This is a genomic window from Pseudomonas sp. QL9 (assembly GCF_041409665.1).
Taxonomy (GTDB): domain Bacteria; phylum Pseudomonadota; class Gammaproteobacteria; order Pseudomonadales; family Pseudomonadaceae; genus Pseudomonas; species Pseudomonas knackmussii.
Genome location: NZ_CP166971.1, coordinates 46,851 through 72,175, shown reverse-complemented (window position 1 = coordinate 72,175; position 25,325 = coordinate 46,851). Strand labels below are relative to the sequence as shown.

Annotated in this window: 17 protein-coding genes; 8 read left to right on the top strand and 9 right to left on the bottom strand. The window is 68.3% G+C overall.

From position 1 onward, the window contains the following. Positions 1-4,485 (bottom strand): PAS domain S-box protein, encoded by a 4,485-nt coding sequence (locus ACA097_RS00350; protein WP_371367687.1) that lies wholly within the window; start codon positions 4,483-4,485, stop codon positions 1-3. A 45-nt stretch (positions 4,486-4,530) separates the two neighbouring features. After that, positions 4,531-6,222, bottom strand: coding sequence for an EAL domain-containing protein (locus tag ACA097_RS00345; RefSeq protein ID WP_371367685.1), 1,692 nt, complete (start codon positions 6,220-6,222; stop codon positions 4,531-4,533). Positions 6,223-6,461: 239 nt separating this feature from the next. Here ACA097_RS00345 and ACA097_RS00340 point away from each other — a divergent pair, with 239 nt between their 5' ends. From ACA097_RS00340 to ACA097_RS00310, 7 genes are all read left to right on the top strand, one after another. Next, complete coding sequence (locus ACA097_RS00340) at positions 6,462-8,195, top strand: diguanylate cyclase (protein ID WP_371367683.1); 1,734 nt, start codon at positions 6,462-6,464, stop codon at positions 8,193-8,195. 72 nt (positions 8,196-8,267) lie between these two features. Continuing rightward, positions 8,268-8,738 carry a GNAT family N-acetyltransferase gene (locus tag ACA097_RS00335; RefSeq protein ID WP_371367681.1) on the top strand — a complete coding sequence of 157 codons (471 nt, stop codon included), beginning with the start codon at positions 8,268-8,270 and terminating at the stop codon, positions 8,736-8,738. A gap of 69 nt (positions 8,739-8,807) precedes the next feature. Further along, positions 8,808-9,095 carry a hypothetical protein gene (locus ACA097_RS00330; RefSeq protein ID WP_160286992.1) on the top strand — a complete coding sequence of 96 codons (288 nt, stop codon included), beginning with the start codon at positions 8,808-8,810 and terminating at the stop codon, positions 9,093-9,095. Between the two features lie 113 nt (positions 9,096-9,208). Further along, positions 9,209-9,766 carry a tetratricopeptide repeat protein gene (locus tag ACA097_RS00325; protein WP_043252100.1) on the top strand — a complete coding sequence of 186 codons (558 nt, stop codon included), beginning with the start codon at positions 9,209-9,211 and terminating at the stop codon, positions 9,764-9,766. Between the two features lie 152 nt (positions 9,767-9,918). Next, complete coding sequence (locus ACA097_RS00320; RefSeq protein WP_371370588.1) at positions 9,919-10,410, top strand: RNA polymerase sigma factor; 492 nt, start codon at positions 9,919-9,921, stop codon at positions 10,408-10,410. Beyond that, entirely contained in the window at positions 10,407-11,210 is an 804-nt protein-coding gene (locus ACA097_RS00315; RefSeq protein ID WP_160286995.1) for a transcriptional regulator, read from the top strand. Before ACA097_RS00320 ends, ACA097_RS00315 begins: the two co-directional genes overlap by 4 nt. Beyond that, positions 11,207-11,824: an START domain-containing protein gene (locus ACA097_RS00310; protein WP_160286996.1), complete on the top strand. Its 618-nt coding sequence runs from the start codon at positions 11,207-11,209 to the stop codon at positions 11,822-11,824. Before ACA097_RS00315 ends, ACA097_RS00310 begins: the two co-directional genes overlap by 4 nt. Here the strand turns inward: ACA097_RS00310 and ACA097_RS00305 are convergent. From ACA097_RS00305 to ACA097_RS00290, 4 genes are all read right to left on the bottom strand, one after another. After that, positions 11,821-13,317, bottom strand: coding sequence for a diguanylate cyclase (locus ACA097_RS00305; RefSeq protein ID WP_371367678.1), 1,497 nt, complete (start codon positions 13,315-13,317; stop codon positions 11,821-11,823). The genes ACA097_RS00310 and ACA097_RS00305 overlap by 4 nt on opposite strands. A 122-nt stretch (positions 13,318-13,439) precedes the next feature. Beyond that, on the bottom strand, positions 13,440-15,830 hold the full coding sequence (locus tag ACA097_RS00300) for an ATP-dependent DNA helicase (RefSeq protein WP_371367676.1): 2,391 nt from the start codon (positions 15,828-15,830) through the stop codon (positions 13,440-13,442). Further along, positions 15,827-17,479, bottom strand: coding sequence for a VRR-NUC domain-containing protein (locus ACA097_RS00295; RefSeq protein ID WP_371367674.1), 1,653 nt, complete (start codon positions 17,477-17,479; stop codon positions 15,827-15,829). Before ACA097_RS00295 ends, ACA097_RS00300 begins: the two co-directional genes overlap by 4 nt. Positions 17,480-17,568: 89 nt before the next feature. Next, complete coding sequence (locus tag ACA097_RS00290) at positions 17,569-20,628, bottom strand: EAL domain-containing protein (protein ID WP_371367672.1); 3,060 nt, start codon at positions 20,626-20,628, stop codon at positions 17,569-17,571. 309 nt (positions 20,629-20,937) lie between these two features. Here ACA097_RS00290 and ACA097_RS00285 point away from each other — a divergent pair, with 309 nt between their 5' ends. Further along, a complete protein-coding gene (locus tag ACA097_RS00285; RefSeq protein ID WP_043252109.1) occupies positions 20,938-21,285 on the top strand; it encodes a PilZ domain-containing protein in 348 nt (115 codons plus the stop codon). A gap of 2 nt (positions 21,286-21,287) precedes the next feature. Here the strand turns inward: ACA097_RS00285 and ACA097_RS00280 are convergent, their stop codons facing one another. Genes ACA097_RS00280 through fliR form a run of 3 tightly spaced genes read right to left on the bottom strand, consistent with a single transcriptional unit; the run spans position 21,288 to position 25,313 of the window. Next, positions 21,288-23,384, bottom strand: coding sequence for a flagellar biosynthesis protein FlhA (locus tag ACA097_RS00280; protein WP_371367669.1), 2,097 nt, complete (start codon positions 23,382-23,384; stop codon positions 21,288-21,290). Then, positions 23,381-24,520: a flagellar biosynthesis protein FlhB gene (locus ACA097_RS00275; protein ID WP_371367667.1), complete on the bottom strand. Its 1,140-nt coding sequence runs from the start codon at positions 24,518-24,520 to the stop codon at positions 23,381-23,383. Before ACA097_RS00275 ends, ACA097_RS00280 begins: the two co-directional genes overlap by 4 nt. Next, the gene (fliR, locus tag ACA097_RS00270; protein WP_371367665.1) at positions 24,513-25,313 is read right to left on the bottom strand and encodes a flagellar biosynthetic protein FliR; all 801 of its coding nucleotides are present in this window, start codon (positions 25,311-25,313) and stop codon (positions 24,513-24,515) included. The genes ACA097_RS00275 and fliR overlap by 8 nt, the downstream gene beginning before the upstream one ends. Between the last annotated feature and the right edge of the window lie 12 nt (positions 25,314-25,325).

Here is a 25,325-nt window from a genome sequence, read left to right as displayed (position 1 = left end):
TCAGAGTTCCTCGAACATTTCCCGGCCGATCCGCAGCGCGCTGCCGAAGTCGAGCGACTGGATGCGCTCGTGCAGGCGCTTGAAGTGCTTCGGCCAGGGGTGCTGGTGGCGCGCCAGGGCGTCGAAACGGGCGACGGCTTCGAGGTTGCCGGCCTCCAGCAGCATGAGGACTTCGTCGAGCCGCTGGCGCGCCTGCGGCCGGCTCAACGCCGGGCGCTCGCCTGGCGTCGCGAAGGGATCGGGGGGGCTGAACTGCCCCTGCAACTCGAGCACGCTGCTGCCGAGCAACTGGCGCAGTTCCTGGATGCATTGCGGCTCCAGGTTGGCGCGCGGATCTTCGGTGGCGCGTTGCAGCAGTTCGGCCTCCAGCGCCGCGGCGCGCTCGCCGAGCACGCGGGCGCCCATGGTGCCGGCGCTGCCCTTGAGCGTGTGCAGGGTGCCGCCGAGGGTTTCCGCGTCGCCGGCCAGCTGCTGCTGTTCCAAGCGCGCGAGGAGCTTTTCCATTTCCGGCTCGAAGGTGCGCAGCACCCGCACGACAAGCTGCTCGTCGCCGCCGAAGCGGTCGAGGATCGCTTCGCGGCTTTCCACCAGGCCGGTGGTGCTGGATGCCACGCGCAGTTCGCCGGGGATTGCCGGCGCGCCAAGCTGGGCGAGCAGGCAGCGCACCAGCTGTTCCTTGTCGATCGGCTTGGCGATGTGGTCGTTCATCCCGGCGTCGAGGCAGGCCTGGCGGTCGGCCTGGGAGGCGTTGGCGGTCATGGCGAGGATCGGCAGCTCGGCGAAGCGGCCGTCCGCGCGGATCCGCCGGGTCGCTTCCAGGCCGTCGATGCCGGGCATCTGCATGTCCATCAGCACCGCATCCGGCGGCGTGGCGACGGCGCAGACCTGGCTCACCCCGGCCAACCCGTCCTCGGCCAGCAGAACGGTGGCGCCTTCGCTGGCCAGCAGCTCGGCGGCGACCTGGCGGTTCAGCGCGTTGTCCTCCACCACCAGCAGGCGCCGTCCGGCCAGCCGCCGCGGCTTCTCCCGCGGGGCAGGGGCGGCGGGCGCGGGCAGCTCGCCGAGCACCTGGCGCACCGAGTCGGCCAGTTGCCGTGGCGTCACCGGCTTGGTCAGGAAGTCCATGAAGGGCGCGCTCGGCCCGTCCTGCTCGTTGGCCAGCACTTCGCGGCCGTAGGCGGTGATCATGATGATGGTCGGCGGCGCCAGCGGGCTGGCCTCGCGCTGGATCTGCCGGGCAGCCTGCAGGCCGTCGAGGTCGGGCATGCGCCAGTCCATCAGCACCACGTCGTAGTCGATGCCCTGCCGCCGTGCCTCGCGGTAATGCAGCACCGCATACAGCCCGCCGCTGACCAGGTCGGCCCGCCAGCCGAGGGCTTCGCAGGTGCGCACCAGCACTTCGCCGGCGCTGGCGTTGTCGTCGGCCACCAGCAGGCGCAGGGGGCGCTGCGGGGCCGTGGCCGGTGCTTTGGCCACGGTCTCGGCAACGACCGGCAGCGGCAGGTCGAACCAGAACCGGCTGCCGACGCCCAGGCGGCTCTCCACCTGCAGCTTGCCACCCATCAGCTCGACCAGGCGCTGGCAGATGAACAGCCCCAGGCCCGTGCCGCCAAAGCGCCGGGTGGTGGAGGCTTCGGCCTGGGTGAAGCTCTCGAAGATGCGCTGCAGCTGTTCTTCGCTGATGCCGATACCGCTGTCGCTGACGGCAATGCGCAGATGCAGGCAGTCGCCTTCGCGGCGCAGCGGGTGGACGCTGACCACCACCTGGCCGCTATCGGTGAACTTGATGGCGTTGCCGGCAAGGTTGATGAGGATCTGCTGCAGGCGCAGGGCGTCGCCGAGCAAGCTGCCGGGCAGCGCCGGGTCGATGTCGAAGAGCACCTCGACGTCCTTGTCGCCGAGGTTGCCCGAGAGCACCACGGCGAGGTCGCGCAGCAGGGTTTCCGGCTCGAAGGGGTGCAGGTCCAGCTGCAGCTTGCCGGCCTCGATCTTGGAGTAGTCCAGGATGTCGTTGAGCAGGCCGAGCAACGAGGTGGCGGCGGAGTGCGCCTTGTCGACGTAGTCGCGCTGGCGGGTATCGAGGTGGGTCTGCTGGGTCAGGTAGAGCATGCCCAGCACGGCGTTCATCGGCGTGCGGATCTCGTGGCTCATGTTGGCGAGGAACGACGACTTGGCCGCGTTGGCGGCGTCGGCCTGCTCCTTGGCCAGGCGCAGCGTGGCCTGCATCTCGCGCTCGTGGGTGATGTCGAGGTTGATCCCGGTGACGCGCAGCGGCGTGCCGTCGGCCGCGCGTTCGACCCGCGCGCCGGCCTGGACGTAGCGCACCCGTCCGCTGGGCAGGACGAGGCGGAAGGTCGGCACGTAGGCGCCGCTGCCTTCGACGGCCGCCCGCAGGCTGTCGAGGGTGGCCTGGCGATCCTGCGGGTGCAGGCGCTCGCGCCAGTGCTCGAAGTTCAGGCCGGCGCCGGCCAGGCGCGGCGACTGTTCGTAGAGGGCGAACATGTGTTCGTTCCACTGCAGCGAGTCGTCGGCCAGGTCCCAGCTCCAGATGCCCAGGTTGGCCACTTCGGCGGCCAGCGCCAGCTGGTCGCGGGCCGACTTGAGGCGCTCCTCGGCGGCCTTGCGCTCGGTGATGTCGGTGGCGATGCCGAGGTAGCCGGTGAGGCTGCCCTGGTCGTCGCGGATCGCCGTGACCATCAGGTTCACCGGCACGCGCGAGCCATCCTTGCGCACATAGGTCCACTCGCGCACTTCGGCGCCGTCGCGCTCGGCCGGGCGGGAAAGCACGTGGAAGCCCTCGACCGACTCGTCGAGCTCACGGCTCAGTTGCGCGGCGCGCAGTTCCAGCTCCTCTTCGACGTGCAGTTTCCTGGGCGTGTGCCGGCCGACCATCTCGTCGGCGCTGTAGCCGAGCAGACGCTCCGCTCCGTGGTTGAAGATGCGGATGTTGCCCTGCACGTCGGTGGCGATGATCGACAGCTCGGAAGCCGAGCGCAGCACGTTGCTCAGCAGCAGGTTCGACTCGTGCAGCTCGGCAGTACGCGCCGCCACCTGCTGTTCGAGGTTGCTGTTGAGTTCGTGGATGCGCGCCTCGGCAGCCTTCTTGGCAGTGATGTCGCGCAGGGTCTTGGAGGCGCCGACGACGTTGCCCTTGCGCCCGCGGATCGGCGCCACGCTGACCGAAACGTCGATCCGCCGGCCGTCCTGGTGCAAACGCTGGGTATCGAAGCTTTGGACGCTTTCGCCACGGGCGACCACGGCGAGGATGCGGCTTTCCTCCTCGGCGGCTTCCTGGGGCACCAGTAGCTGCGCGATGGAGCGGCCGACGGCCTGTTCGGCGCTGTAGCCGAAGAGCTTTTCGGCACCGGCGTTCCAGGTGCTGATCTCGCCGCGCAGGTCGGTGCCGATGATGGCGTCGTTCGAGGATTCGACGATGGCGGCCAGGCGCGCCTGCTGCTCGACGATGTTGTGGCGGCGCCGGCGGCTCACCGAGACCGCGCCGAGCAGGGCGGCGAGCAGCAGGCTGGCGAGGCTGCCGAGGGCGAAGGCCAGCAGCGGCGATACCTGGTGCAGGCGCTGGACGAATGCCGGGTGGGCGCCGAATTCGATCTGCCAGTGCCGGCCGAACACCTCGCGCTGCAGCACCTGGTTGAACAGGCGTGGCGCCTTGGCATCGTCGCTGCCGGTGAAGAAGGTGCGCACCGGGGCGCCTTCGGTGATGTCACTGAGCTGGAAATACACGTCTTCGCTGCTGGGCAGCAGGTTGGCGAGCACTTCGCTCATCAGCAGCGGCGCGTAGCTCCAGCCGAACAATTGGCGTTCGCGCTCGTCGACGCTCGCTGGCGTCACGCCGCCCCGGTAGATCGGCATCAGGAAGAGGAACGACTGCAGGGATTCGCCCGTGGCCTGGACCAGCGTGATCGGCGCGGTCAGGCGTGCCTCGCCGCTGCGCATGGCGGCCACTGCGGCCTGCCGGCGACTGTCGTCGGAGGCGATGTCCAGGCCCACCGCCTGCAGGTTCGAGGCTTGCGGCTCGATGTACTGGATGACGTAGCGTTCGCCCGGATTGGCGCTCAGCTCGCGGATGGCGAAGTCCGGTGCGCCGTCTTCGCGGGCCTGGCGCAGGAAGCTTTCCTCGCGCTCGTGCGGCACCCGGCGGATGAAGCCGAAGCCCCGGGCGCCGACGAACTCGCGCGTGAGGTCGCGAGTCCGGCTGTAGCGCAGGAACAGTGCGCGGCTGATGCCGTCCTCGCCGGCGGTGAGCACCGCGCCACGCGCGCCGCGCAACCCGTACTGGTACAACGCGATGCGGCTCAGCACGGTGTCGGCCAGGCGTTGCGCCTCCTGCGCCACGGCGCTGGCGGCCTGCTGCTGGTTGCTGTGCTGCAACAGCACGGCGCCCAGAGCGGAGCAGAACACGCCCAGGGCCAGGGCCGCCCAGGCCCAGCGGTTGAATTTCAGATTGCCTGGCGTCGTCGTTTTCACCCGGTACTTTCCTGATCAGGGGGAGCGAAGGCAGCTGGCGCCGCTTCAGTGCGGCAGGCCGGTGAGCAACAGTTCGGTCATCGCCTCGCAGGGAATCGGCCGGCAGTACAGATAGCCCTGCATGACGTCGCAGCCGAGGGCGAGCAGGGCCTGCTCCTGCGCCCGGGTTTCCACCCCCTCGGCCACCAGTTCCAGGTCGAGGGCCTCGCCGAGCATGACGATGGCCTCGATGATGGCGGCGTCGCTGTGGTCGTGGAGCATGTCGCGGACGAAGCTCTGGTCGATCTTCAGTACATCCACCGGGAAACGCTTGAGGTAGGCCAGGCTGGAATAGCCGGTGCCGAAATCGTCGATGGCGATGCGCACGCCCAGTTCGCGCAGGGCGGCCAGGGTCTGGCGCGAGCCCAGGCTGTCGCTGGCGAGCACGCCTTCGGTGATCTCCAGCTCCACTCGCTGCGGCTGCACGCCGGTCTGCGCGAGGATGTCGGCGACCTGGGCGACGAAGCGCTCGTCGCGGAACTGCACGGCGGAGATGTTCACGCTGACCCGCAGGTCGTGGCCGGCGTCGTTCCAGCGCCGCGTGTCCTGGCAGGCGCGCAGGAGGATCTGCTGGCCGATGGGCACGATCAGCCCGGTTTCCTCGGCCAGCGGAATGAACTCCGCGGGCGGGATCAGCCGGCCTTCGCCGTTGCGCCAGCGGATCAGCGCCTCGACGCCGACGATGTGCTGGTCAGCGGCGGCGACCTTGGCCTGGTAGAACACCTCGAACACGCCCAGCTCCAGGGCCAGGCGCATGTTGCGGTCGAGCAGGTGGCGGGCGCGCATGCGCTGCTCGATGTCCGAGGAGAAGAAGCAGTAACCGTTTCGCCCGGAGGTTTTCGCCTGGTACATGGCGCTGTCGGCGTGCCGGTAGAGCGACTCCGGGTCCTGGCTGTCGTCGGGGTAGAGGCTGATGCCGATGCTGGCCGAGAGGTGATAGCTGTTGTTGCGCACGACGTAGGGTTCGCCGATCAGCGCCTGCAGGCGCTCGGCGTAATCGCCGACGGCCTCGAAGCCCTGCACCTCCGGCAGGAGGATGACGAACTCGTCGCCGCCGGGCCGGCACACGGTGTCCATCGTCCGCGAGTGCTCGGTCAGCCGGCGCGCGGTTTCCTGCAGGATGGCGTCGCCGATGGCGTGACCTTCGCCGTCGTTGACCGCCTTGAAGTTGTCCAGGTCGAGCAGCAGCAGGCCGACGCGCTGGCCGCTGCGTCGCGCGGACTCGATGGCCTGGGCCAGGCGGTCGGTGAGCAGCAGGCGGTTCGGCAGGTTGGTCAGCGGGTCCTGGTTGGCGAGGATCTTCGCCATCCGCCGCAGCCGCGTGTGGGTGCGGATGCGCGCGCGGGCGACCGGCAGGTTCAGCGGCTTGGAGATGAAGTCCACGCCGCCCAGCTGCAGGGCACGCAGTTCGTGGGAAACCTGGTTGTAGGCGGTGACGAAGATGACCGCGGCATCGCACAGCTTGGGGTCGGCCATCAGCGCCTGGCAGACCTCGAAGCCGTCCATGTCGGGCATCTCGATGTCCAGCAGGATGACGTCCGGGCGCAGCCGCCGGGCCATCTCCAGGGCCTGCCAGCCATTGCTGGCGAAATGGATGACACCCAGCCCCTTGGCGGCCTCGCCGAGCAGTTGGATGTCGCTGACCTGGTCATCGACGATCAGGATGATCGTGTCGAAAGGCTGAGTGTCTTCGGGCATTCCCTCGCTCCGCGCGCACATCTGAACGAAGTGTCTGTCGGATCAGGCTAGACCAGCGTATCAATCCTGCATCAGGGCGCCGTCGCCTGCGGTCTCTGGCCGCCAGGCAGCGGGCGATGACGTGGGGAGAATTACCGATGGCCAGCGATGACGCCAGATTGCCATTATGGTTAGATTGCGAGCAATTGTCCGAATATTCCTAGGACAGCTCCCCTTGTGCCTTAGCGAGCGGTGTGCAGATGCAGTCGGTAGGTGCTGAAAGGGCGTCGGAGAGCGCCGGAGAGCCACGCTATGCAGGCCTGTTGCGCCTGGCGTTGCGCCATTTCGCGGTAAGCGCGGCGGCGGTGACCCGTACGGGCGCGGCATCGGCGCAGTTGTGCGGCAGCGTTGGCCTGGCCGCTGCAGAGGTCGATTGCCTGTGCAGCCTGGACGGCGACCTGGCTTGTGCCTCGGGCCTTGCGCAAGTGCGCGACCTGCGCAGCGACCGGCGTTGGCGCGGGCTGGCGAAGCGCCTGCGCCTGCACCTGATGCAGCCCTTGCTCGACCCGCAGGGGGAAGCGCTGGGCGTACTGCACCTGTTCGACGAGCAATTGCGCGAATTCGATGCGCCGCAACAGGAAGCCCTGGGCGAATTCGCCGCGCTGGCCATGGCCATCCTCAGCCAGGATCGCGTCGAGGCGCGCCTGCGCGAAAGCGAACGGCGCATGGCGCTGGCCCTGGATGGCAGCGGCACCGGCCTCTGGGATCGCGACGTGCCCAGCGGCAAGATCCATTACTCCACCGGCTGGAAGGCGCTGCTGGGCTACGACGAGACGGAGGTCGGCGACAGCGTCGACGAAAGCTACACGCGTATCCACCCGGACGACCTCGGCTACGTGCGGGCCACCATCCTGGCGCATTTCGAGCAGCGCACGCCGCTCTACGAGGTGGAACACCGAATCCGCCGCAAGGACGGCAGCTATATGTGGGTGTCCAGCCGCGGCAAGGTGGTCGAGCGCGATCCATCAGGCCGTGCGCTGCGCATGATCGGCACCACCACCGACATCACCGCCCTGCGCGAGATGTCCGAGCGGCTGCGCCAGGGGATCGAGCTGCTGACCAACCTGACCAACGAAATCCCCGGGATGGTCTTCCAGTTCCAGCGCAAGCCCGACGGTACGGCACGCTTCCCCTATGTCAGCGCGGGCAGCCAGGAGATCTTCGGCCTGAGCCCGGAGCAGATGGCCGAGGTGCCCGCCGAACGCATCCGCGCGCTCATCCACCCCGAGGACCTGCCTCGCTACCAGGCCTCGCTCGAGGCCTCGGCCAAGGACCTGGTGCCCTGGTCGCTGGAGTACCGCGTGCAACTGCCGGGGCAGGGCGTGCAGTGGCGCCAGGGCAGCGCGCACCCCAGCCGCCAGCCCGATGGCGGGGTGATCTGGCACGGCTTCATCACCGACGTCACCGAGCGCAAGCGCATCGAAGCCGAGCTGCAGGTGTTCGCCACCACCGACTTCCTCACGCAACTGCCCAACCGCCGCTGCTTCATGCTCCACCTGGAGTCGGAGCTGGCCCGGGTGCAGCGCGCCAGCGAGCGCAGCGCGGCGATCCTGATGTGCGACCTCGACCACTTCAAGGCGATCAACGACCGCTGGGGCCATGCGGTGGGCGACCACGCGCTGCGCCACTTCGCGACCATCCTGGCCGGCATCATCCGGCGCAATGACAGCGCCGGGCGCATGGGCGGCGAGGAGTTCGCGGTGGTCCTGAGCGATGCCGACCGCGAAAGCGCCATCACCTTTGCCCAGCGCCTGCAGCAGCAACTGGACGAGTCGCCGCTGGTTCTGGACGGTGAGCGCATCCCGCTGACCATCAGCATCGGCGTAGCCGCCATGAGCGCCGACGACACCTCGGTGGAAGCCGTGCTTTCCCGCAGCGACATGGCGCTGTACCGGGCCAAGCAGAACGGGCGCAATCGCATCGAGGCGCTCTGAGCCTCCCGGCGCGGTGGCGGCTGCGGCGATCGGCTAACGTCAGGGAACACAGGTGACGGGGCGAGGCGGGCCGTGAGCGCAAGTATCCGGGTCGAGGTGCGGCTTGCCGCGCCCGAAGAAGAGCCGCTGCTGGCTGCCATGCTGCCGGTCTACCTGCGCGAGCTGGGCGTGGGCATGCTGGCCTATCCGTACCTGGCGCTGTATTGGGTCGAGGCCGGCCGCTTTCCCTACCTGATCCGCGCCGACGGCGCGCTGGCCGGCTTTGCCCTGGTGCGCTGGCTGGACGAGGAGGGCCGTTTCGAAATGGCCGAGTTCTATGTCGCCGCCGCCTTTCGTCGGCAGGGTGTCGGCCGGGCGGCGGTGCGCGCGCTGTTCGCCGCGCATCCGGGCGACTGGGCGTTGAGCGTGTTGCCGGCGAACCGCCGGGCGCTGGCGTTCTGGACTGAGCTGCTGCCGGTGGATGCGCGGCCGGCGCTGATCGACGAGCCACCGCACTGGCCGCATCTGCGCCTGCGTTTCCGCGTGCCACCGCCGGGGGCCTGAGCGGGACTTGCCAGCAGCGCCGCCGGCGGGCAGATTGGCGGCCCGTTTTTCTCTTCCCTGGAGCCCTCCATGCCCCGATACACCGCCACCGTGACCGTCAGCGCCGAGCATTGGGGGCGTGAAACCGAGGCCGTCGACAATCCCGCCATCGATGTCGGCCTGCGCACCCTGTCGCCGGGCGTCTTCGAGCTGAGCTTCAACGGCCAGCTGGCGGCGCCGGAAGAAGCCACCCACGTCTGCGTGACCCTGGACAACGGCCTGGCCTACTACGGTCCGATCGTCGACGGCCAGGCCGACCCCAAGGGCGGCTGGCTGAGCTTCGAGTCCGACATGGTCGAGCCGGAGCTGCTGGGCTGAGGCTGCGCCGAGTGCCGGAGCGAGCGGACGAAAAAACTCGCTTCGGCAGCGAATAATCCGCCTCGCTGCGGTGTTCATTGCTAGCGATCCCGCCACTGCCCGGAGATACCGTGATGAGCCCGCGTCCTTTCCTGCGTTTTCCTTCGTTGCTGTTGCTGGCCTGCCTCGGCGCCGCCCTCCACGCTGGGCCGGTTTCGGCCAGTGGCGGCGGCAGTGACGACGACAACAAGAACAAGCTTGCCCCCGATTGCCCGGCCGGCCAGGTGCGCGACTCCGCCGAGCAGCGCTGCCTGGACCAGACCAGCAGCCGCCTGCCGGACGCCGACCGCGCCGAATATGCCTATCGCCTGGCCAAGGCCGGCCGTTACCAGGAAGCCCTGGCGCTGCTCGACACCCTGCGCCAGCCGAACACCCCCGAGGCGCTCAACTACCGCGGCTACGCCACGCGCAAGCTCGGTCGCGTCGACGAAGGCATCGGCTACTATCAGCAATCGGTACGCCTGGATCCGCATTACGCCAAGGTGCGCGAGTACCTCGGCGAAGCCTACGTGACCAAGGGTCGCCTGGACCTGGCCCGCGAGCAGCTGCAGAGCATCCGCGGCATCTGCGGCACCGGTTGCGAGGAGTATCGTGATCTGGCCGAGGCCATCGATCAGTCACGGCAGCTATGAGAGAGTTCCCCCAGCCCCTGCGGCCTTCGCCATGGGAGCATCCGCGGGCCCCGGCTGCCGCGACCGAGCGTCATCCACCCGCGCCGCCGAGCAGGCGGCTGCGCAGCATCGCGGAGGCAACCATCGCACAGCCAGCGGATATCCGCACCGAGATTGGCCAGCACCTGGCGCGCCTGTGGCGCTACGCCATGGTCCTGTCGCGGCAGACGCACGTCGCTGACGACCTGGTGCAGGCCACCTGCGTGCGCGCCCTGGAGCGCGCCGCGCAATTCACCGCGGGGAGCCGGCTGGACCGCTGGCTGTTCACCATCCTGCGCTCGATCTGGCTGAACGAAGTGCGCGCACGGCGGGTGCGCAGCGGCTTCGGGGTGGTCGATGCCGAGGGCGAACTGGTCGTCGACGGCGAGCGCCAGGCCCAGGCCGAAGTGCTTGCCGGGCAGGTCCTGCGGCGCGTGGCGGAACTGCCCGAGGCGCAGCGCGAGACGCTGTTCCTCGCCTACATCGAGGGGCTGAGCTACCGCGAGGTGGCGCAGATTCTCGGGGTGCCCATCGGCACCGTGATGAGCCGCCTGGCGGCGGCGCGCTTGAAACTGGCGGATGCCGCGGCAGAAGACGCGGAGCTTGCCAGGGGAGGTCCGCGATGAGCGAACGTGACAATCACCCGCGGGTGTCCGACGAAACCCTGGTGGCCTTCATCGATGGCGAGCTGGACTTCGCCCAGGCCCGCGAGATCGAGCTGAAACTCGCTGAAGACGCCGAACTGGCCCAGCGCTTCGACCTCCTGTGCCAGGGCGACCGGGGGCTGGCCGAAGCCTTCGACCAATTGCTGCAGCAGGCTCCCATGGAGCGCCTGGGCGCCGGACTGGCTGCCCTGCCACCGGCGGAGCCGGCGCCGCGCGGTATCGGCCGCCGTGGCCTGGCGCTGGCGGCTGCCGCCTGCCTGGTGCTGGGCATGGCCCTCGACCACCTGCTGCTCGGCGGCCTGGCCGTACAGACACACGACGAATCGGCCAGTTGGCGCCAGCGCGTGGCCGACTACATGTCGCTGTACACGGTGCAGACCCTCGACCATTTGCCGGGCGACCTGGATACCCGCCAGGCGCAGCTCAACGCGGTCGGCGCGCGCCTGGACCTGGCCCTGCCGGCGCCGGCGCTGGACCTGGACGGAGCCAGCCTGCGCCGCGCGCAGATCCTCGAGTACGACGGCGTGCCCATCGCCCAGCTGACCTACCTGGACGAGCGCTACGGCCCCATGGCGCTGTGCATCACCCGCGGCGACGGGCAGCCGGCGGCCCTGGAGCAGGAGCGTCGCGAAGGCATGAACCTGGTCTACTGGAAGGATGCCCGGCACGCCTACCTGCTGATCGGCCATAGCCCGGCCCAGGCCCTGCAATCCATGGCGGCCGGCCTGCGCGAACGCCTGGGGACGGGCGGTGGGGCATGAAACGGCTGCTGGTGGCGCTCCTGCTGCTCTGTGCAGCAGGAGGGCAGGTGAGTGCGCAGGAGCGCTGGCGCCTGTCCCGTGAAGAGGACGGCATCCGCGTCTACCTGAGTCCGGTGCCCGGCTCGCAGTACCAGAGCTATCGCGGGGTGGTCGATATCCGCGCCAACGTGCAGACCCTGGTCGACCTGCAAGAGAACCTGCGGGTCGCCTGCAAATGGCTGTATGCCTGCGCCGAGCTGCGCCTGCTCAAGGCCAGCGGCGATGACGTCTGGCTCTACATGCGCACCGAGCTGCCGTGGCCGACGCAGCCGCGCGACATGGTGCTGCGGGTGACGACTCAGCACAGCGACGACGGCGGCCTGTTGCGCCGTATCCAGGCAGTGCCGGACTACCTGCCGCCGGTGCCGGGGCAGATCCGCGTGCCCATGCTGGCCGGTATCTGGCAACTGGCGCCGCTGCCCGACGGGCGCACCCGGGTGACCTACCAGATGCGCGCCGAACCCGGCGGCAGCGTGCCGTCCTGGCTGGCCAACAGCTTCGTGGTGGATGCGCCGCTGGACACCCTGCGCACCTTGCGCGCGGTGGCAGAGCGCCAGGCGCCGCGCACGCCCTAGTGGGCTGCGACCGCGCCTGCGCTGTAGCTGGCGACGCGGTTGCGACCTTCGGACTTGGCCCGATAGAGCGCCCCATCCGCCGCTTCCAGCAGTTCTTCCAGACTCCCTGCGGAGCATTCGGAGGTGCTGGCTACGCCCACGCTCAGCGTCAGGATGCCCAGCGGGCCGCGTTCGTGGGGCAGGCTGCGGGCCTGTACGGCGGCGCGGATCTGCTCGCCGAGCGCCAGGGCCTTGGCCAGGTCGCTGTCGCCCAGCAGGACCACGAACTCCTCGCCACCGTAGCGGGCGGCGAAGTCGCTGGGGCGTCGCGCCAGGCCACCTATGGTCTGTGCCACTAGCCGCAGGGCCACGTCGCCCTGTGGGTGGCCGTAGTGGTCGTTGTAGGCCTTGAACATGTCGATATCGAGCATCAGCAGGGCCAGCGGCTCGCCGCTGCGCTGCGTGCGTGACCACTCTTCGGCGGCCCGGCGGTCGAAGGCGCGGCGGTTGTTCAGGCCGGTGAGCGCGTCGGTGTGGGCTTCCTCGCGCAATTCGCTGACCAGCGCCGTGCGCTTGCGCATCTGGCGTGCGGCGAGTAGCGCCAGGCCGATGATGGCGAGGTCCAGCCCGGCGGCCAAAAGGCCAATGGTCCAGGCGCGCAGCCGCCAGCGCAGAAAGATTTGCTGCTCCGGCAGGGCGACGCTGAACACCAGCGGGTAGTTGCCGACGCGGCGAAAGCTGTACCAGCTTTGCTGGCCATCGACGTGCGATGTCTCGATGAAGTCGCCGCGGCTGGACAGCAGGAAACGGCTGAACGCAGGCGTGTCGCGGTCGTCGGGAATGGGCGTGTCGAGCACCGGCCAGCGCACCAGGGGCGTGCCGTCGAGCATGCGCAAGGTGACCTCGCCACCTTTGCCCAGGGACAACCCGCTGAACTGTTCGCGCAGGTAGTCCAGTTCCAGGGTCGCCGCCACCACCCCGGCGAAACTGCCGTCGGATGAGGTCAGGCGGCGGCTGACGGCGATGCTGCGCTGGGCCCCCTCGACCAGCGGCAGGAACGGCTGGCTGATGTGCAACGCATCGTCGCCGGCGATGCGCTGGCTGGCGAAGAGCTCGTTCAGCGCAAGGCTGGCCGGCTGCGGCATGCGTTTGCCGAACTGGAAGATGACCTTGCCGTTTTCGTCGGTGAGAAAGATCGAGCCCATGCCCTTGGTGGTCGCCACGTAGTCCTGCAGTAGCGCGTTGCGCACCGTCGCCGGCAGCGCCAGCACGCTCGGTTCGCGATAGGCGTGGAGCACCGTGTTCAAAGCCAGGTCGTAGGCATCGATGTTGTGCTTGAGGTCGCGCTCGACCAGCAAGGCGATGTTGTGGCCGCTGTCACGCGCGATTGCCAGGGCGTCCTGGCGCATCTGCAGGATGACTGCGGCGGTCAGTGCCGAGATCGCCACGGCCAGGGCCAGGCTGATGTAGAGAATGACATGGGGGCGGCGGAACAGCATGGCGGACGGGCCCATTGCGATTGGGTTCGCCGGACGGGTGCCCGGGCGAATGGCCTGACAACTAAATCAGAGCCTTCATCGCATATAGCAGGTAGCCAGATTGTTGCACGCGGAGGCCGATCGAAGACTGATCCGCCTCAACCTTCGTCGAAGCCCAGTTCGCCCTGGCGCTGCTCGGGACGCGGGCGCTCACGGCTTGGCCTCTTGGGCGCCTGGGAGGTCGTCGACCGCGAGACCGGTTCGGCCTCCGGCGGCGGCAAGGCCAGGCGGCAGTTCTCGACCTTCCACCAGCGCGGCAGCAGCTGGCGTACCGCGCCCTGGCCGAAGCGGTCGTCGATCAACCAGACCACGCCCTGGTCCTGCTGGGTGCGGATCACCCGGCCGGCGGCCTGCACCACTTTCTGCAGGCCGGGGTAGAGATAGGTGTAGTCGTAGCCGTCGCCGAACTGGCTGTGCATGCGCTGGCGGATTTCCTCGTTCACCGGGTTGACCTGGGGCAGTCCGAGGGTGGCGACGAAGGCGCCGATCAGGCGCTCGCCCGGCAGGTCGATGCCTTCGCCGAAGGCGCCGCCGAGCACGGCGAAACCGATGCCGCGACCGCCTTCCTGGAATTGTTCGAGAAAGCCCTCGCGCGCCGTCTCGTCCATATTGCGCGCCTGAACCCAGACCGGCACGTCCGGCTCGTCGCGGACGAAGCGCTCGCGCACCTGCTCCAGGTAGGCGTAGCTGCTGAAGAAGGCCAGGTAGTTGCCCGGCCGTTCGCGGTACTGCCGTGCCATCAGCTCGCAGATCGGTCGCACCGACTGCGCGCGGTGCTGGTAGCGGGTGGAGAGGTTGCGCACCGCCTGCACGCTGAGCTGTTCGGCGCGGAACGGCGACTCGACGTCGAGCCAGGCGCTGTCCTGCGGCAGCCCGAGCAGGTCGCGATAGTAGTGAGCCGGGGTCAGGGTGGCGGAGAACAGCGTGCAGCTGTGCGCCTCCTCGAAGCGCGGGGCGAGGAAGGGCGCCGGGATCACGTTGCGCAGGCAGAGGGTCGAGTAGACCCGGCCGCTTTCGCTCTCGCGGCGGGTGATGTCGAAGATCGAATGCTCGCCAAAGGCCTCGGCCAGGCGGCAGAAGGCCATGGAATCGAGGTAGAAGCTCAGCAGTTCGAGGCTGTTACCGTCGGGTTGCTCGCTGAGGTGGTCGGTGATCGCGGTCACCGCCTTCTGCAGCGCGAGGATGAACAGCTCGGGTGCCAGCGGGTAGACCTGGTATTCCACTTCCTGGTCGCGGTGCAGCTGGTTCCAGTGGCGGCCGACGCGCTCCAGTGCGCCTTTCAGCTTGGTCGGGGCGACGCGGCGCAGGTCCTGGAAGTCGGCCTGGTCGAGCTCGGCCGTGTACATCTTGCGGCCGCGCTCGACCAGGTTGTGCGCCTCGTCCACCAGCAGCGCCACTTTCCACTCGTTGAGCGCGGTGAGCGCGTAGAGCAGGGCGCTCATGTCGAAGTAGTAGTTGTAGTCGCAGACCACCAGGTCGGCCCAACGGCTCAGCTCCTGGCTCAGGTAGTAGGGGCAGATGGCGTGCTCGCGGGCCACTTCGCGGACCCGCGCCTGGTCCAGCCAGGCACTGTCCAGGGCGGCCTGGCGCGCGGCCGGCAGGCGGTCGTAGAAGCCCTTGGCGAGCGGGCAGGAATCGCCGTGGCAGGCTTTGTCCGGGTGTTCGCAGGCCTTGTCGCGCGCCACGTGTTCGAGCACCCGCAGCGGCAAGTGCGGGTCGTCCTGGCGCAGGCTGGCCAGGGCTTCCAGCGCCAGGCGCCGGCCGGGGGTCTTGGCGCTGAGGAAGAACAGCCGGTCCAGGCCCTGGCCCGGCATGGCCTTGAGCTGGGGGAAGAGGGTGCCGAGGGTCTTGCCGATGCCGGTGGTGGCCTGCGCCATCAGGTGGCGACCGTCGCGGGCGGCGCGATACACGGCCTCGGCGAGCTGGCGCTGGCCGTGGCGGAACTGCGGCCAGGGGAATTGCAGCGTCTCCAGGGCCTGGTCGCGCGCCTCGCGGTGGGCCATCTCGCGTTCGGCCCAGACGATGAAGCGCTGGCACTGCAGCTCGAAGAAGGCGTGCAACTCGTCAGCCGTGAAGCTTTCCTGGAACACCGTCTCCTTCTGCGTCATGACGTTGAAGTAGACCACCGCCAGGTCGATCTCCTCCAGGTCCTGCAGGGCGCAGAGCAGCCAGCCGTAGACCTTCACCTGGGCCCAGTGCAGCTGGCGGTGGTTGTCGGGAATACGAGCGATGTCGCCGCGATGGGTCTTGATCTCTTCCAGGCAGTTGCGCGCCGGGTCATAGCCGTCGGCGCGGCCGCGCACCACCAGGTTGCGGTAGGCGCCGGCCAGCGGTAGTTCGGCGCAGTAGCCGGGGCCGCGCCTGCCGACCACGGTGGCGTGCCCGGCCATGCCTTCCTGGGCGGTGGGCGAGGGGGTGAAGCGCAGGTCGAGGTCGCCGACCTTGGCGGTGAATTCGCACAGCGCGCGCACGGCGACCTGGTAGTTCATGCTAAGTCGTCCGCGCCAGCCCAGGTCACGTAGCAGACCTCCACCGGCATGCCGTGCTCGGCGCAGAAGGCCAGCCAGCGTTTCTGGTTGTCCTGCAGGCGGTCGCCGGGGCCTTTCACCTCGATCATCCGGTAGCGGCCTTCGGCGGGGTAGAACTGGATCAGGTCGGGCATCCCGGCGCGGTTGGCCTGCAGGTCCTGCAGCAGGCGCTCGAACCAGGCCTTCAGGTGCGCCGCCGGCAGGCAGGCCAGGGCTTGTTCCAGCAGGTTCTCGTCGAGCAGCTCCCAATAGACGAAGGGCGACTGCAGGCCCTGTTTCGCGCGGTGGATGCGGCGTATCTCGTCGGCGTAGGCATCGCTGTCGAGCAGCGCCAGGCGCTCCGCGAACAGTTCCGCACGGCGGGCGCGGAAGCGGCTGTCGAAGAGGTCCGCCGGCCCGCTGTGGAAGGGGTGGAAGAAGGCGCCGGGCAGGGGCGCGAAGACCACGTCCCAGCAGAGCAGGCCGAACAGGCTGCAGATCAGCGTGTTCTCCACGTAATGCACCGGGGCATCGGGACGTTGCAGGTGCAGTTGCACGCACTGTTCGACGCTCAGGCCGGGCACTGGCTCCAGTTCCAGATCGATGCGCGCGGGCGGCGCGGCCTTGGTTTTCGCAGGCTGGGCCAGGCCGAGCTGGCGGCGCAGGCGGACCAGGGCGCGCTCGATCAGTTGGGCCTCGGCGGCGTCCTGCGGCTCGGCTTCGGCCTGCACGGCCAGTTCATAGGCATCGGCATGCCGCTCCAGGCGTTCCAGCACGCGCACCTGGCGTTGCCGCGCGGCTGAGTGGCCGCTGGCGGCGTAGACGGGCAGCGCACCCTCCCAGTCGGCTTCGCGTTCCAGCTGCTGGCCGATGTGATACAGCAGGCGCCCGCGCCGGCGCTCCAGGCTGGCGGTCGAGCAGTCGAGCGCGGCGATCAGCGGAAGCAGCGTTGCCGCATCGGCGCCCAGCTCGAAGGCTTCGCGGCAACGTTGCAGGAAAAGGTGCCCGTCGATCTCCTCGCGGCTGGCGAACCCCCGGGATTCGCGGGTCAGCGGTACGCTTTCGTAACGCATGATGCCGAGGTCGGCGAGGACGAATTCGCTCCAGTCCTGGCGCAGGTTGCCGAAGAACATCAGGCGCAGGCGCTCGATGCGCTCGCCGATGGCCAGGCTGTAGACCGGGTCGTCCAGCTGCGGGCACCAGTCGGCGAAGGGGCGTGGCTCGGCCTCCTGCTCGGCGAGCTCGGCAAGCAGCTCCGGCTTGCGCAACTGGCGGCTGGACAGGCGCGCACCGAAGCAGTCGAGGATCTCGTCCTTGCGCAACAGGCCGAACAACTCCTCCAGGCCTAGTGCGGCGCGACCGTCCAGCCAGCCGGCCTCCAGCAGCGGCGCGGCGGCAGCGCGCGGGCAGCCGATCTCGGCGTAGTCCAGCTTGCTGGCACGGAAGTGCGGGCCCTTGCGCATGACCAGCCGTACCAGCAAGGCCCGGCTTTCCAGGGGCATTTGCTGGAATTCGGCGAGGAATCGACGTTCATCGGCGTCGAACAGGTCGTCGTAACGCTCCTCCAGCCAGGCAATGGCCCGGTGGAAGTTGGCGAGGTAATAGAAACGCGGGTCGGAAAGGGCGGACATGTCTGAAGGCAAAGGCTGTATTTTTATACAGATATCAGCCAGAGCGCCGAATGGCAATCCGCGCGGGATGGATGGCCCGCGCGCTCGACTCAGCTTTGCTGCCCGCTGGCCTCCAGGTGCAGCGCCGGGCTCTGCTGGCGCCAGCTTTCCAGCCAGATCGGCAGCTCCTGCGCCGGCATCGGCCGGCCGATGCCGTAGCCTTGGCCGAAACGGCAGCCCATGCGTCGCAGCTGGCGGGCGTGCTCGAGGGTTTCCACGCCCTCGGCGACCACCTCCCGGTCGAAGGTTTCGGCCAGGCGGATCACGCCTTCGACGATGCCCAGGTCGTCGCCGTCGTGGAGCATGTCGCGGACGAAGGTCTGGTCGATCTTTAGGGTGTCCACCGGCAGCTGGCGCAGGTAGGTCAGCGAGGAGTAGCCGGTGCCGAAGTCGTCGAGGGCGAAATGCACGCCCAGCTTGCGGCACTGGCGCAGCACCTGGATGGCGCGGGCCATGTCGTCGATGGCGACGCTTTCGAGGATTTCCAGCTCCAGGCTTGCCGGCGGCAGGTCGGGGTAGCGCGCCAGGCAGCCGCCCAGCCACTCCGGGAAATGCTGGTCGAGCAGGTGGCAGGCGCTGACGTTGACGCTGATCGCTACCGGCTTTCCCTCGAGGCGCCAGGCTTCGGCCTGGGCCAGGGCCGTGCGGATCACCCATTCGCCGAGGTGCATGTCCAGCGGGCTGCCCTGCAGCGCCGGCAGGAACAGGCCAGGCATCAGCAGGCCCTGGTCGGGGTTGGCCCAGCGCACCAGTGCCTCGACGCCGACCAGCGCGGCGTTGTCGAGGTCGACCTTGGGTTGGTAGTGGAGGACGAACTCGCCGGCCTCCAGGCCGCTGCGTGCGCGGTCGAGCAGCTTGCGCCGGGCGTGCGCCTTGCGGTCGCTGTCCGGGTCGAACAGGTGGTAGCGGTTCTTCCCGGCGGCCTTGGCCAGGCACATGGCCTGGTCGGCGTGGCGCAGCAGCAGGCCGGCATCGACGTCGTCGTCGGGGTAGATGCACACGCCGATGCTGGCCGAGAGGCGGAACTCACCGGCTTCGGTGGCGATGGGTGCGTTGATGGCGGCGAGCATGCGGTCGAGGGAGGACGAGCAGTCCTCCACCGACTCGATCTCGGTCAGCAGCACCACGAACTCGTCGTCGCCCAGGCGCGCCAGGGTGTCCTCGCTGCGCAGCACATGCTTGAGGTTGTCGCCGACCGTTACCAGCAGGCTGTCGCCCAGGGCCGTACCGCCTTGCTGGTTGATGGACTTGAAGTCGTCGATGTCCAGGTAGCACACCGCCAGTGAGTGCGACGAGCGCAGGCTGCGGGCGATGGCCTGGTCGAGGCGGTCGCCGAGCAGGCGGCGGTTGGGCAGGCCGGTGAGCGGGTCGAAGTGGGCCATGCGGTCGAGCTGGTCGGCCTGGCTCTTGATCTGCGTGAGGTCGCTGAACACGCCTATGTAGTGCAGCGGCTGGCCCTGGTCGTCGCGGGCGACGCTGATCGAGAGCATTTCCGGATAGGTCTCGCCGGACTTGCGGCGGTTCCACACTTCGCCGCTCCAATAGCCGTCGCGCGCGAGGCTTGCGTACAGCTCGCTGTAGAAGGCGGGGTCATGCAGGCCGGAGGAAAGCACGTTGGGCCGCTGGCCGACGACTTCCTCGGCGGTGTAGCCGGTGATCCGGGTGAAAGCCGGGTTGACCCGGCTGATGCGCATCTGCGGATCGACCACGATGATGCCCTGGTGGCTGCTGTCGAAGACCATTGCCGCCTGGTGCAGCGCCAGTTCGGCGAGCTTGCGCTCGGTGATGTCCTGCAGCGCGCCATAGAGCTGGCGAACCTTGCCGTCGCTGCCGCGGCGGCCATAGCCACGCACCGATACCCAGTGCTGTACACCGGCCTGGTCGCGCAACTCGGCATCGACGGCAAAGTCTTCGCCCTGCGAGAGGGCCTTGCTCGCGGCCTCCTCGATCAATGTCCAGTCCTTCTCGCCGAACCAGTGGCGCAGTTCGGAGAACGGCGGCGGAGGCTGGTCGGTGGGCAGGCCGAAGATGCGGTAGGTCTGCTCCGACCACAGCTGGCGGTCGCTTGCGGCGTCCCACTCCCAGTTGCCGACGTTGGCCAGGCGCTGGGCCATGCGCATGGCGGTCTCGCTGCGCTGCAGGGCTTCCTCGGTGCGCTTGCGAGCGGTGATGTCGTGGGCGATGCCGAACACGCCGCGGACCTGGCCGGCAGCGTCGTAGATCGGCCCTTTGGTGACCAGGAAGTCGAGGACGCGGCCATCGCGGATGGTCAGGCTCTTCTCCCAACTGTGAGTGCGCGCCTCGCGCATCAGGGCCAGGTCTTCCTCGCGCAGTTGGCGCGCCTGCTTGTCGGAGAACAGCAGGCTGTCATCGTTGCCGAGCATTTCCTCCGGGGTGACCCGCAGCAGCTCGGCGAAGGCGCGGTTGGCCAGTTGGTAGCGGCCGTCGCGGTCCTTGACGAAGATGGCGTCGGTAGTGCCGGTGACCACTGCGTCGAGCAGCTGGCGCTGTGCGTTCAGGTGGCGCTGGGTGCGCAGGCGCAGGTGGCTGAGCAGGCTGATGGCCAGGCCGCTGATGCAGAGGACGGTGAATTGCAGCAGGTCATGGTCGCTATCGATCCGCAGGCTGTTCAGCGGTGGCAGGGCGAGGTAGTCCAGGCCAAGACCGGCCAGCAGGGTGGCCAGCGTGCCGGGGCCGAAACCGCCCAGCCAGGCACTGACGACTATGGGCAGGAGCAGCAGGACCGGTAGCGTGTGGTGGTCGAGAAGTCCGGCCAGGCTGTGGTGCACCAGCAGCATGGCGAGGGTCACCAGGGCGGCGAACAGGTAGCTGGCGGAGCGTTGCAGCAGACCGCGCTGCGATGCGTCGGCAAAGGGGGCGCTATCGGTGATGCTGGTCGCCGCCGGCGGCACTGTGTTCAGCGCATAGATGAGAAGGGCGGTGGTGAGGATGACGAAGAAGCCGCCCTTGGCCATGGACAGCCAGACCATCGCCTGGGTGCTGGCCAGGTCGGCGAGCAGACGATCCGAGCAGTAGATCCAGGCCAGGGAAGCCAGCGCGTAGCCGCTGGCGGCGAGACCGACGAATCGTCCGCGGGGAGACATTGCCATCCATCACTTCCTGTGTGTGCGTGGTTGCCACGATAGCGGCATGATCGGCGCCGTTCGCCGGTGTTCAGCCCGTGGCTTCTGGCTCATTGCAGATTGGTTCAAGCGTGCCGGCGCCGAGTCTGTCAGCGCGGAGCCGAGGTCGTCATTTCGACCTTCGGCAGGCGGTCGCGAGCGAAGTCTGTAAGAGCATTCCTGTGATGCCAGTCACAATATCCGGTATTGCGGCATTTTGGCATCGCGATGGACTTAAGCGAGACCGTCCGGCGGTCGCCCTCTTTTCCGAAGAGTCCGCCAACGACCAGGTTTCCCATGCGCCAGCACGACCGAATTGCTTTCCGCTCGATGTTCCGTATTCGTGTCCACGACGCCGCCAGCGGCGCGCTGATCGGTTATGCCGCCGATGTCTCGGAAAGCGGCCTGAAGCTGCGCTGCGATGTACTGCTGGAGGTCGACAGCCTGCTCGACCTGCGCCTGCGCATGCGTGACCGCGAGGACCGCATGCGCGTGGCCGAAGTGAAGATGCGCTGCGTCTGGGCGCGGGAAAACGCGCAGACCGGCCAGTACGAGGCCGGTCTGAAGCTGGAGCTGCCCTCGGTCACCTTCAACGAGCTGATGAACGAACTGCGCGCCGGTCGTCGCACGCCGGCGCCGGGCTGACCTCAGCCGAGGGTGCCGAGGATGTTCACCGCCACGCGCTCGGGGATTTCGTTCTGCGACAGCACGTGCAGGCCGGGGCTGAACACGCGGGCATAGCGCGCCAGCAGTGGGCGCAGTTGCGGCATCACGGTGAGGATCGGCGGGTGGCCGTCCTTGCGCAGCTTTTCCTTCACCACCGGCATGGTGTTCTGCAACTGGTTGAGCAGGTTCGGCTCCACCGGGATGTTGTCCAGGCTCACCGGGCCTGCCTGCTGGGCGATGGCCAGGGCGCTGAGCAGGGTGTTCTCCAGGTTGTTGTCGAGGATGAACACCGAAAGCTCGCCGCGTTCGCCGGCGATGCCCGAGACGATGCTGCGGCGCAGCGCGTAGCGCACGTCGGAGGCCAGCAGCACCGGGTCCTTGGTGGTTTCCGCCGACTCCACCAGGGTGGTGGCGATGCTGACCACGTCGCGCAGCGGCACCTGCTCCTGCAGCAGCTGGCGGTAGACGCGGTGCTGCAGGCTGAAGCTCAGCTGCGAACGCAGGTGCTCGGCAAGCTTCGGCGACTGGCTGGCCAGGCGCTGCATCAGCTGCTCGACGTCGTCGTGCTTGAAGATTTCCGGCAGGTGCTCGCGGATCACCTTGTTCAGGTGCGTGGCGATGACGCTGGCACAGTCGATCACCTGGTACCCGAGGTTGAGCGCGCGCGGCTTGTCTTCCGGGCGAATCCACACCACCGGCATCTGGTAGGCCGGGTCGTGGCCGAGGATGCCGTCGATCTCGCCGTAGAGTTCCGCCGAGGGAATCGCCATCAGGCGGTCGGCGTGCAGTTCGGCGCCGTCGATGCGCTCGCCGCTGATGTGGATGCTGTATTGCCCGGCCTTCAGCCGCAGGCTGTCGCGGATATGCACTTCCGGGAGGAGGAAGCCGAGGCTTTCCGAGAGCGTCTGGCGCACTCCGCGCACGCGCTGCACCAGCGGCGCGCCGCCGGCTTCGTTGACCAGCCCGACCAGCTTGTAGCCCAGCGACACCGACAGCCGCTCGACCAGCGGGATGTCGTCCCAGTCGAGGTTCTGCACGCGCTCCTGGTCCATCGCCTTGCCCAGGGCTTCGACCTTGTCCAGTTCCTGCGCCTCGCTCGGTGGCTCGGCCAGCGACACGCGCCAGGCGACGAAGGCGATCAGCGCGGCGAAGCTGAAGAACGCCAGGTGCGGCATGCCCGGCACCATGGCCAGGACGGTGACGATGCCGGCCACCGTATAAAGGATGGAGGGCGAGGCGAGCATCTGCCGGCGCACCAGCGCGGTGATCTCCGCCGACTCGTTGACCCGGGTGATGATGATCGCCGCCGCGGTGGACAGCAGCAGCGCCGGGATCTGCGCCGCCAGGCCGTCGCCGATGGTCAGCAGGGCGTACTGGCGGAACGCCTCGCCGCCGGCCATGGCGTAGACGAAGACGCCGATGGCGACACCGCCGAAGAGGTTGATCAGCAGGATCAGGATGCCGGCGATGGCGTCGCCGCGGACGAACTTCGAGGCGCCGTCCATCGCACCGTAGAAGTCGGCTTCCTTGGCCACCTCGGCGCGGCGCTTCTTCGCTTCGGCCTGGTCGATCAGGCCGGCGTTGAGGTCGGCGTCGATGGCCATCTGCTTGCCGGGCAGGGCGTCCAGGGTGAAGCGCGCGGTCACTTCGGAAATCCGCTCGCCACCCTTGGTGATGACCATGAAGTTGATGATGGTCAGGATCACGAAGACGATGATGCCGACGATGAAGTTGCCGCCGATCACCACGTGGCCGAAGGCCTCGATCACCTTGCCCGCCGCGCCCGAGCCGGTATGGCCGTCGAGCAGCACCACGCGCGAGGAGGCGACGTTCAGCGACAGCCGCAACAGGGTTGTGACCAGCACCACGGTCGGCAGCAGCGAGAAGTCCAGCGGGCTGCGCGAGGACACGCTGACCATCAGCACCAGCAGGGCGATGCCGATGTTGAAGGTGAAGAGCACGTCCAGCAGCAGCGGCGGCAGCGGCAGGATGATCATCGCCAGGATGGAGAGGACGACCAGCGGGATGCCGATCCGCCCGCTGCGCAGTGTCGGCAGGAGTTGCTCGAGGAAATTCATGGGTGGCCTCTGCTTGCCAGGCTGTCGGGAATGGGGAGGTGGGTGGCCAGTTCCGGCTTGCGTTGCCGGCGCCCCTGGCGGTAGGCACGCAGCTGCAGGATGTAGGTCAGCACGTGGGCCACGGCGGTATACAGGCCGGCCGGGATCTGCTGGTTGACCTGGGTGCTGAAGTAGATGGCGCGGGCCAGCGGCGGCAGCTCGAGTACTTCCAGCTGGTGCTTGGCGGCGGCCTGGCGGATGTACAGGGCCATCTCATCCATGCCGCGGGCGAGCACGTAGGGCGCCTGGGCCTTCTTCGGGTCGTACTTGAGCGCCACCGCGAAGTGCGTGGGGTTGGTCACCACCACGTCGGCCTTGGGTAGCACGCGGTTGATCTGCCGCTGCAGCATCTGCCGCTGCACCTGGCGGATACGCGCCTTCACTTCCGGGCGGCCTTCCTGGTTCTTGTGCTCCTCGCGGCGCTCCTGCTTGGTCATGCGCATGCGCCGGTGGAACAGGAAGCGCTGCAGCGGCACGTCGAGCAAGGCGAAGAGGACGAAGACCATGAGCAGGCCGATCAGGGTGTCGTAGAGCAGGCCGAGGGAGCCGCCGATGGCCGTGCGGATGTCGCCGCGCTGCAGCTGGATCAGCTCCGGGATCGCTTCCTGCAACTGATACCAGGCCACTGTCAGCAGCACGGCCATCTTCAGCAGCGATTTCAGCAATTCGGTGAGGTTCTGCGGCGAAAACATCTTCGCCAGGCCGGAAATCGGGTTGATCTTGCCGGCTTTGAAGGCCAGGTTCGCGGAAGCGAAGATCCAGCCGCCAGGCACCATGCCGAAGGTCACCACCAGCAAGGGCGTTAGCAGCAGCGGCAGGAGCAGTTGGACCAGCAGCCAGATGTGCTGGCCGAGGATCAGCGCCAGGTCGTTCAGGCCGATCTCGCTGTGCTTCAGGTCCAGGTAGGAGAAGCGGAAGCTGTCCTCCAGGCCCTGGCAGAAGCGCCCGACGCAGGCCTTGAGCACGAGCAGGGTGCAGAGCAGCGCGACCGTGCCGGCCAGGTCCTTCGAGCGCGGCACCTGGCCCTGTTCGCGGCTCTTGCGCAGTTTGTGCGCGCTGGCCTCTTCGGTCTTTTCCCCGGAGCTGTTCTCAGCCATGGCTGGCCTCCCGCAGCAGGTGGCCGAGGTTGTCGAGCAGCTCGCGGGAGAGGTGCAAGTAGTTTTCCGGCAGCTCCGGCAGGGTCAGGTGGATGCATGCCAGGCTCGCCAGGATCGCCATGGGGAAGCCCAGGGAGAACAGGTTCATCGCCGGCGAGATGCGGTTGAGCAAACCGAAGCAGAACTGCACGAGGAAGAGCGCGAACACCAGCGGCAGGCTGAGCAGCGTGGCGGCGGACAGCACCCAGGCCATGGCGTAGATGAAGGTGGCGAAGCCGGCGTAGCTCAGGCCGCTGCCCACCGGCCAATAGACGAAGCTCTGGTAGATCACGCTGACCGCCAGCAGGTGGCCGTCGCTGGCGAGGAACAGCAGGGCGATCAGCAGGAAGTACAACTGGCCGACCACCGAGGACGAGGACACGCCGTTCACCGGGTCGTTGTAGCGCGCCATGCTCATGCCCATCTGGGTCGAGACGATCTCTCCGACCACGCTGAAGATCACGAACACCAGTTGCAGGGTCAGGCCGAGCAGGGCGCCCACGGCGACCTGCTCGATGGCAGCGAGGATGCCGGCGGCCGACAGCGCGTCGAGTTGCGGAGGGCGGGGCAGGGCAGTGGACAGCGCCAGGGTCAGCGCCAGGACGAGCAGAACCCGGGCGCGCTTGGGAAGCGACTTGTGGCCGAGCACCGGCGCGGTGGTCGCCAGCGCCATGATCCGGCAGAACGGCCACCAGTAGCGCTGCATCTCCTGCAGGTACTGGCTGGCCTCAAGCAGCGACTCGTTGGCAAGCATCCGTCGCGTCCT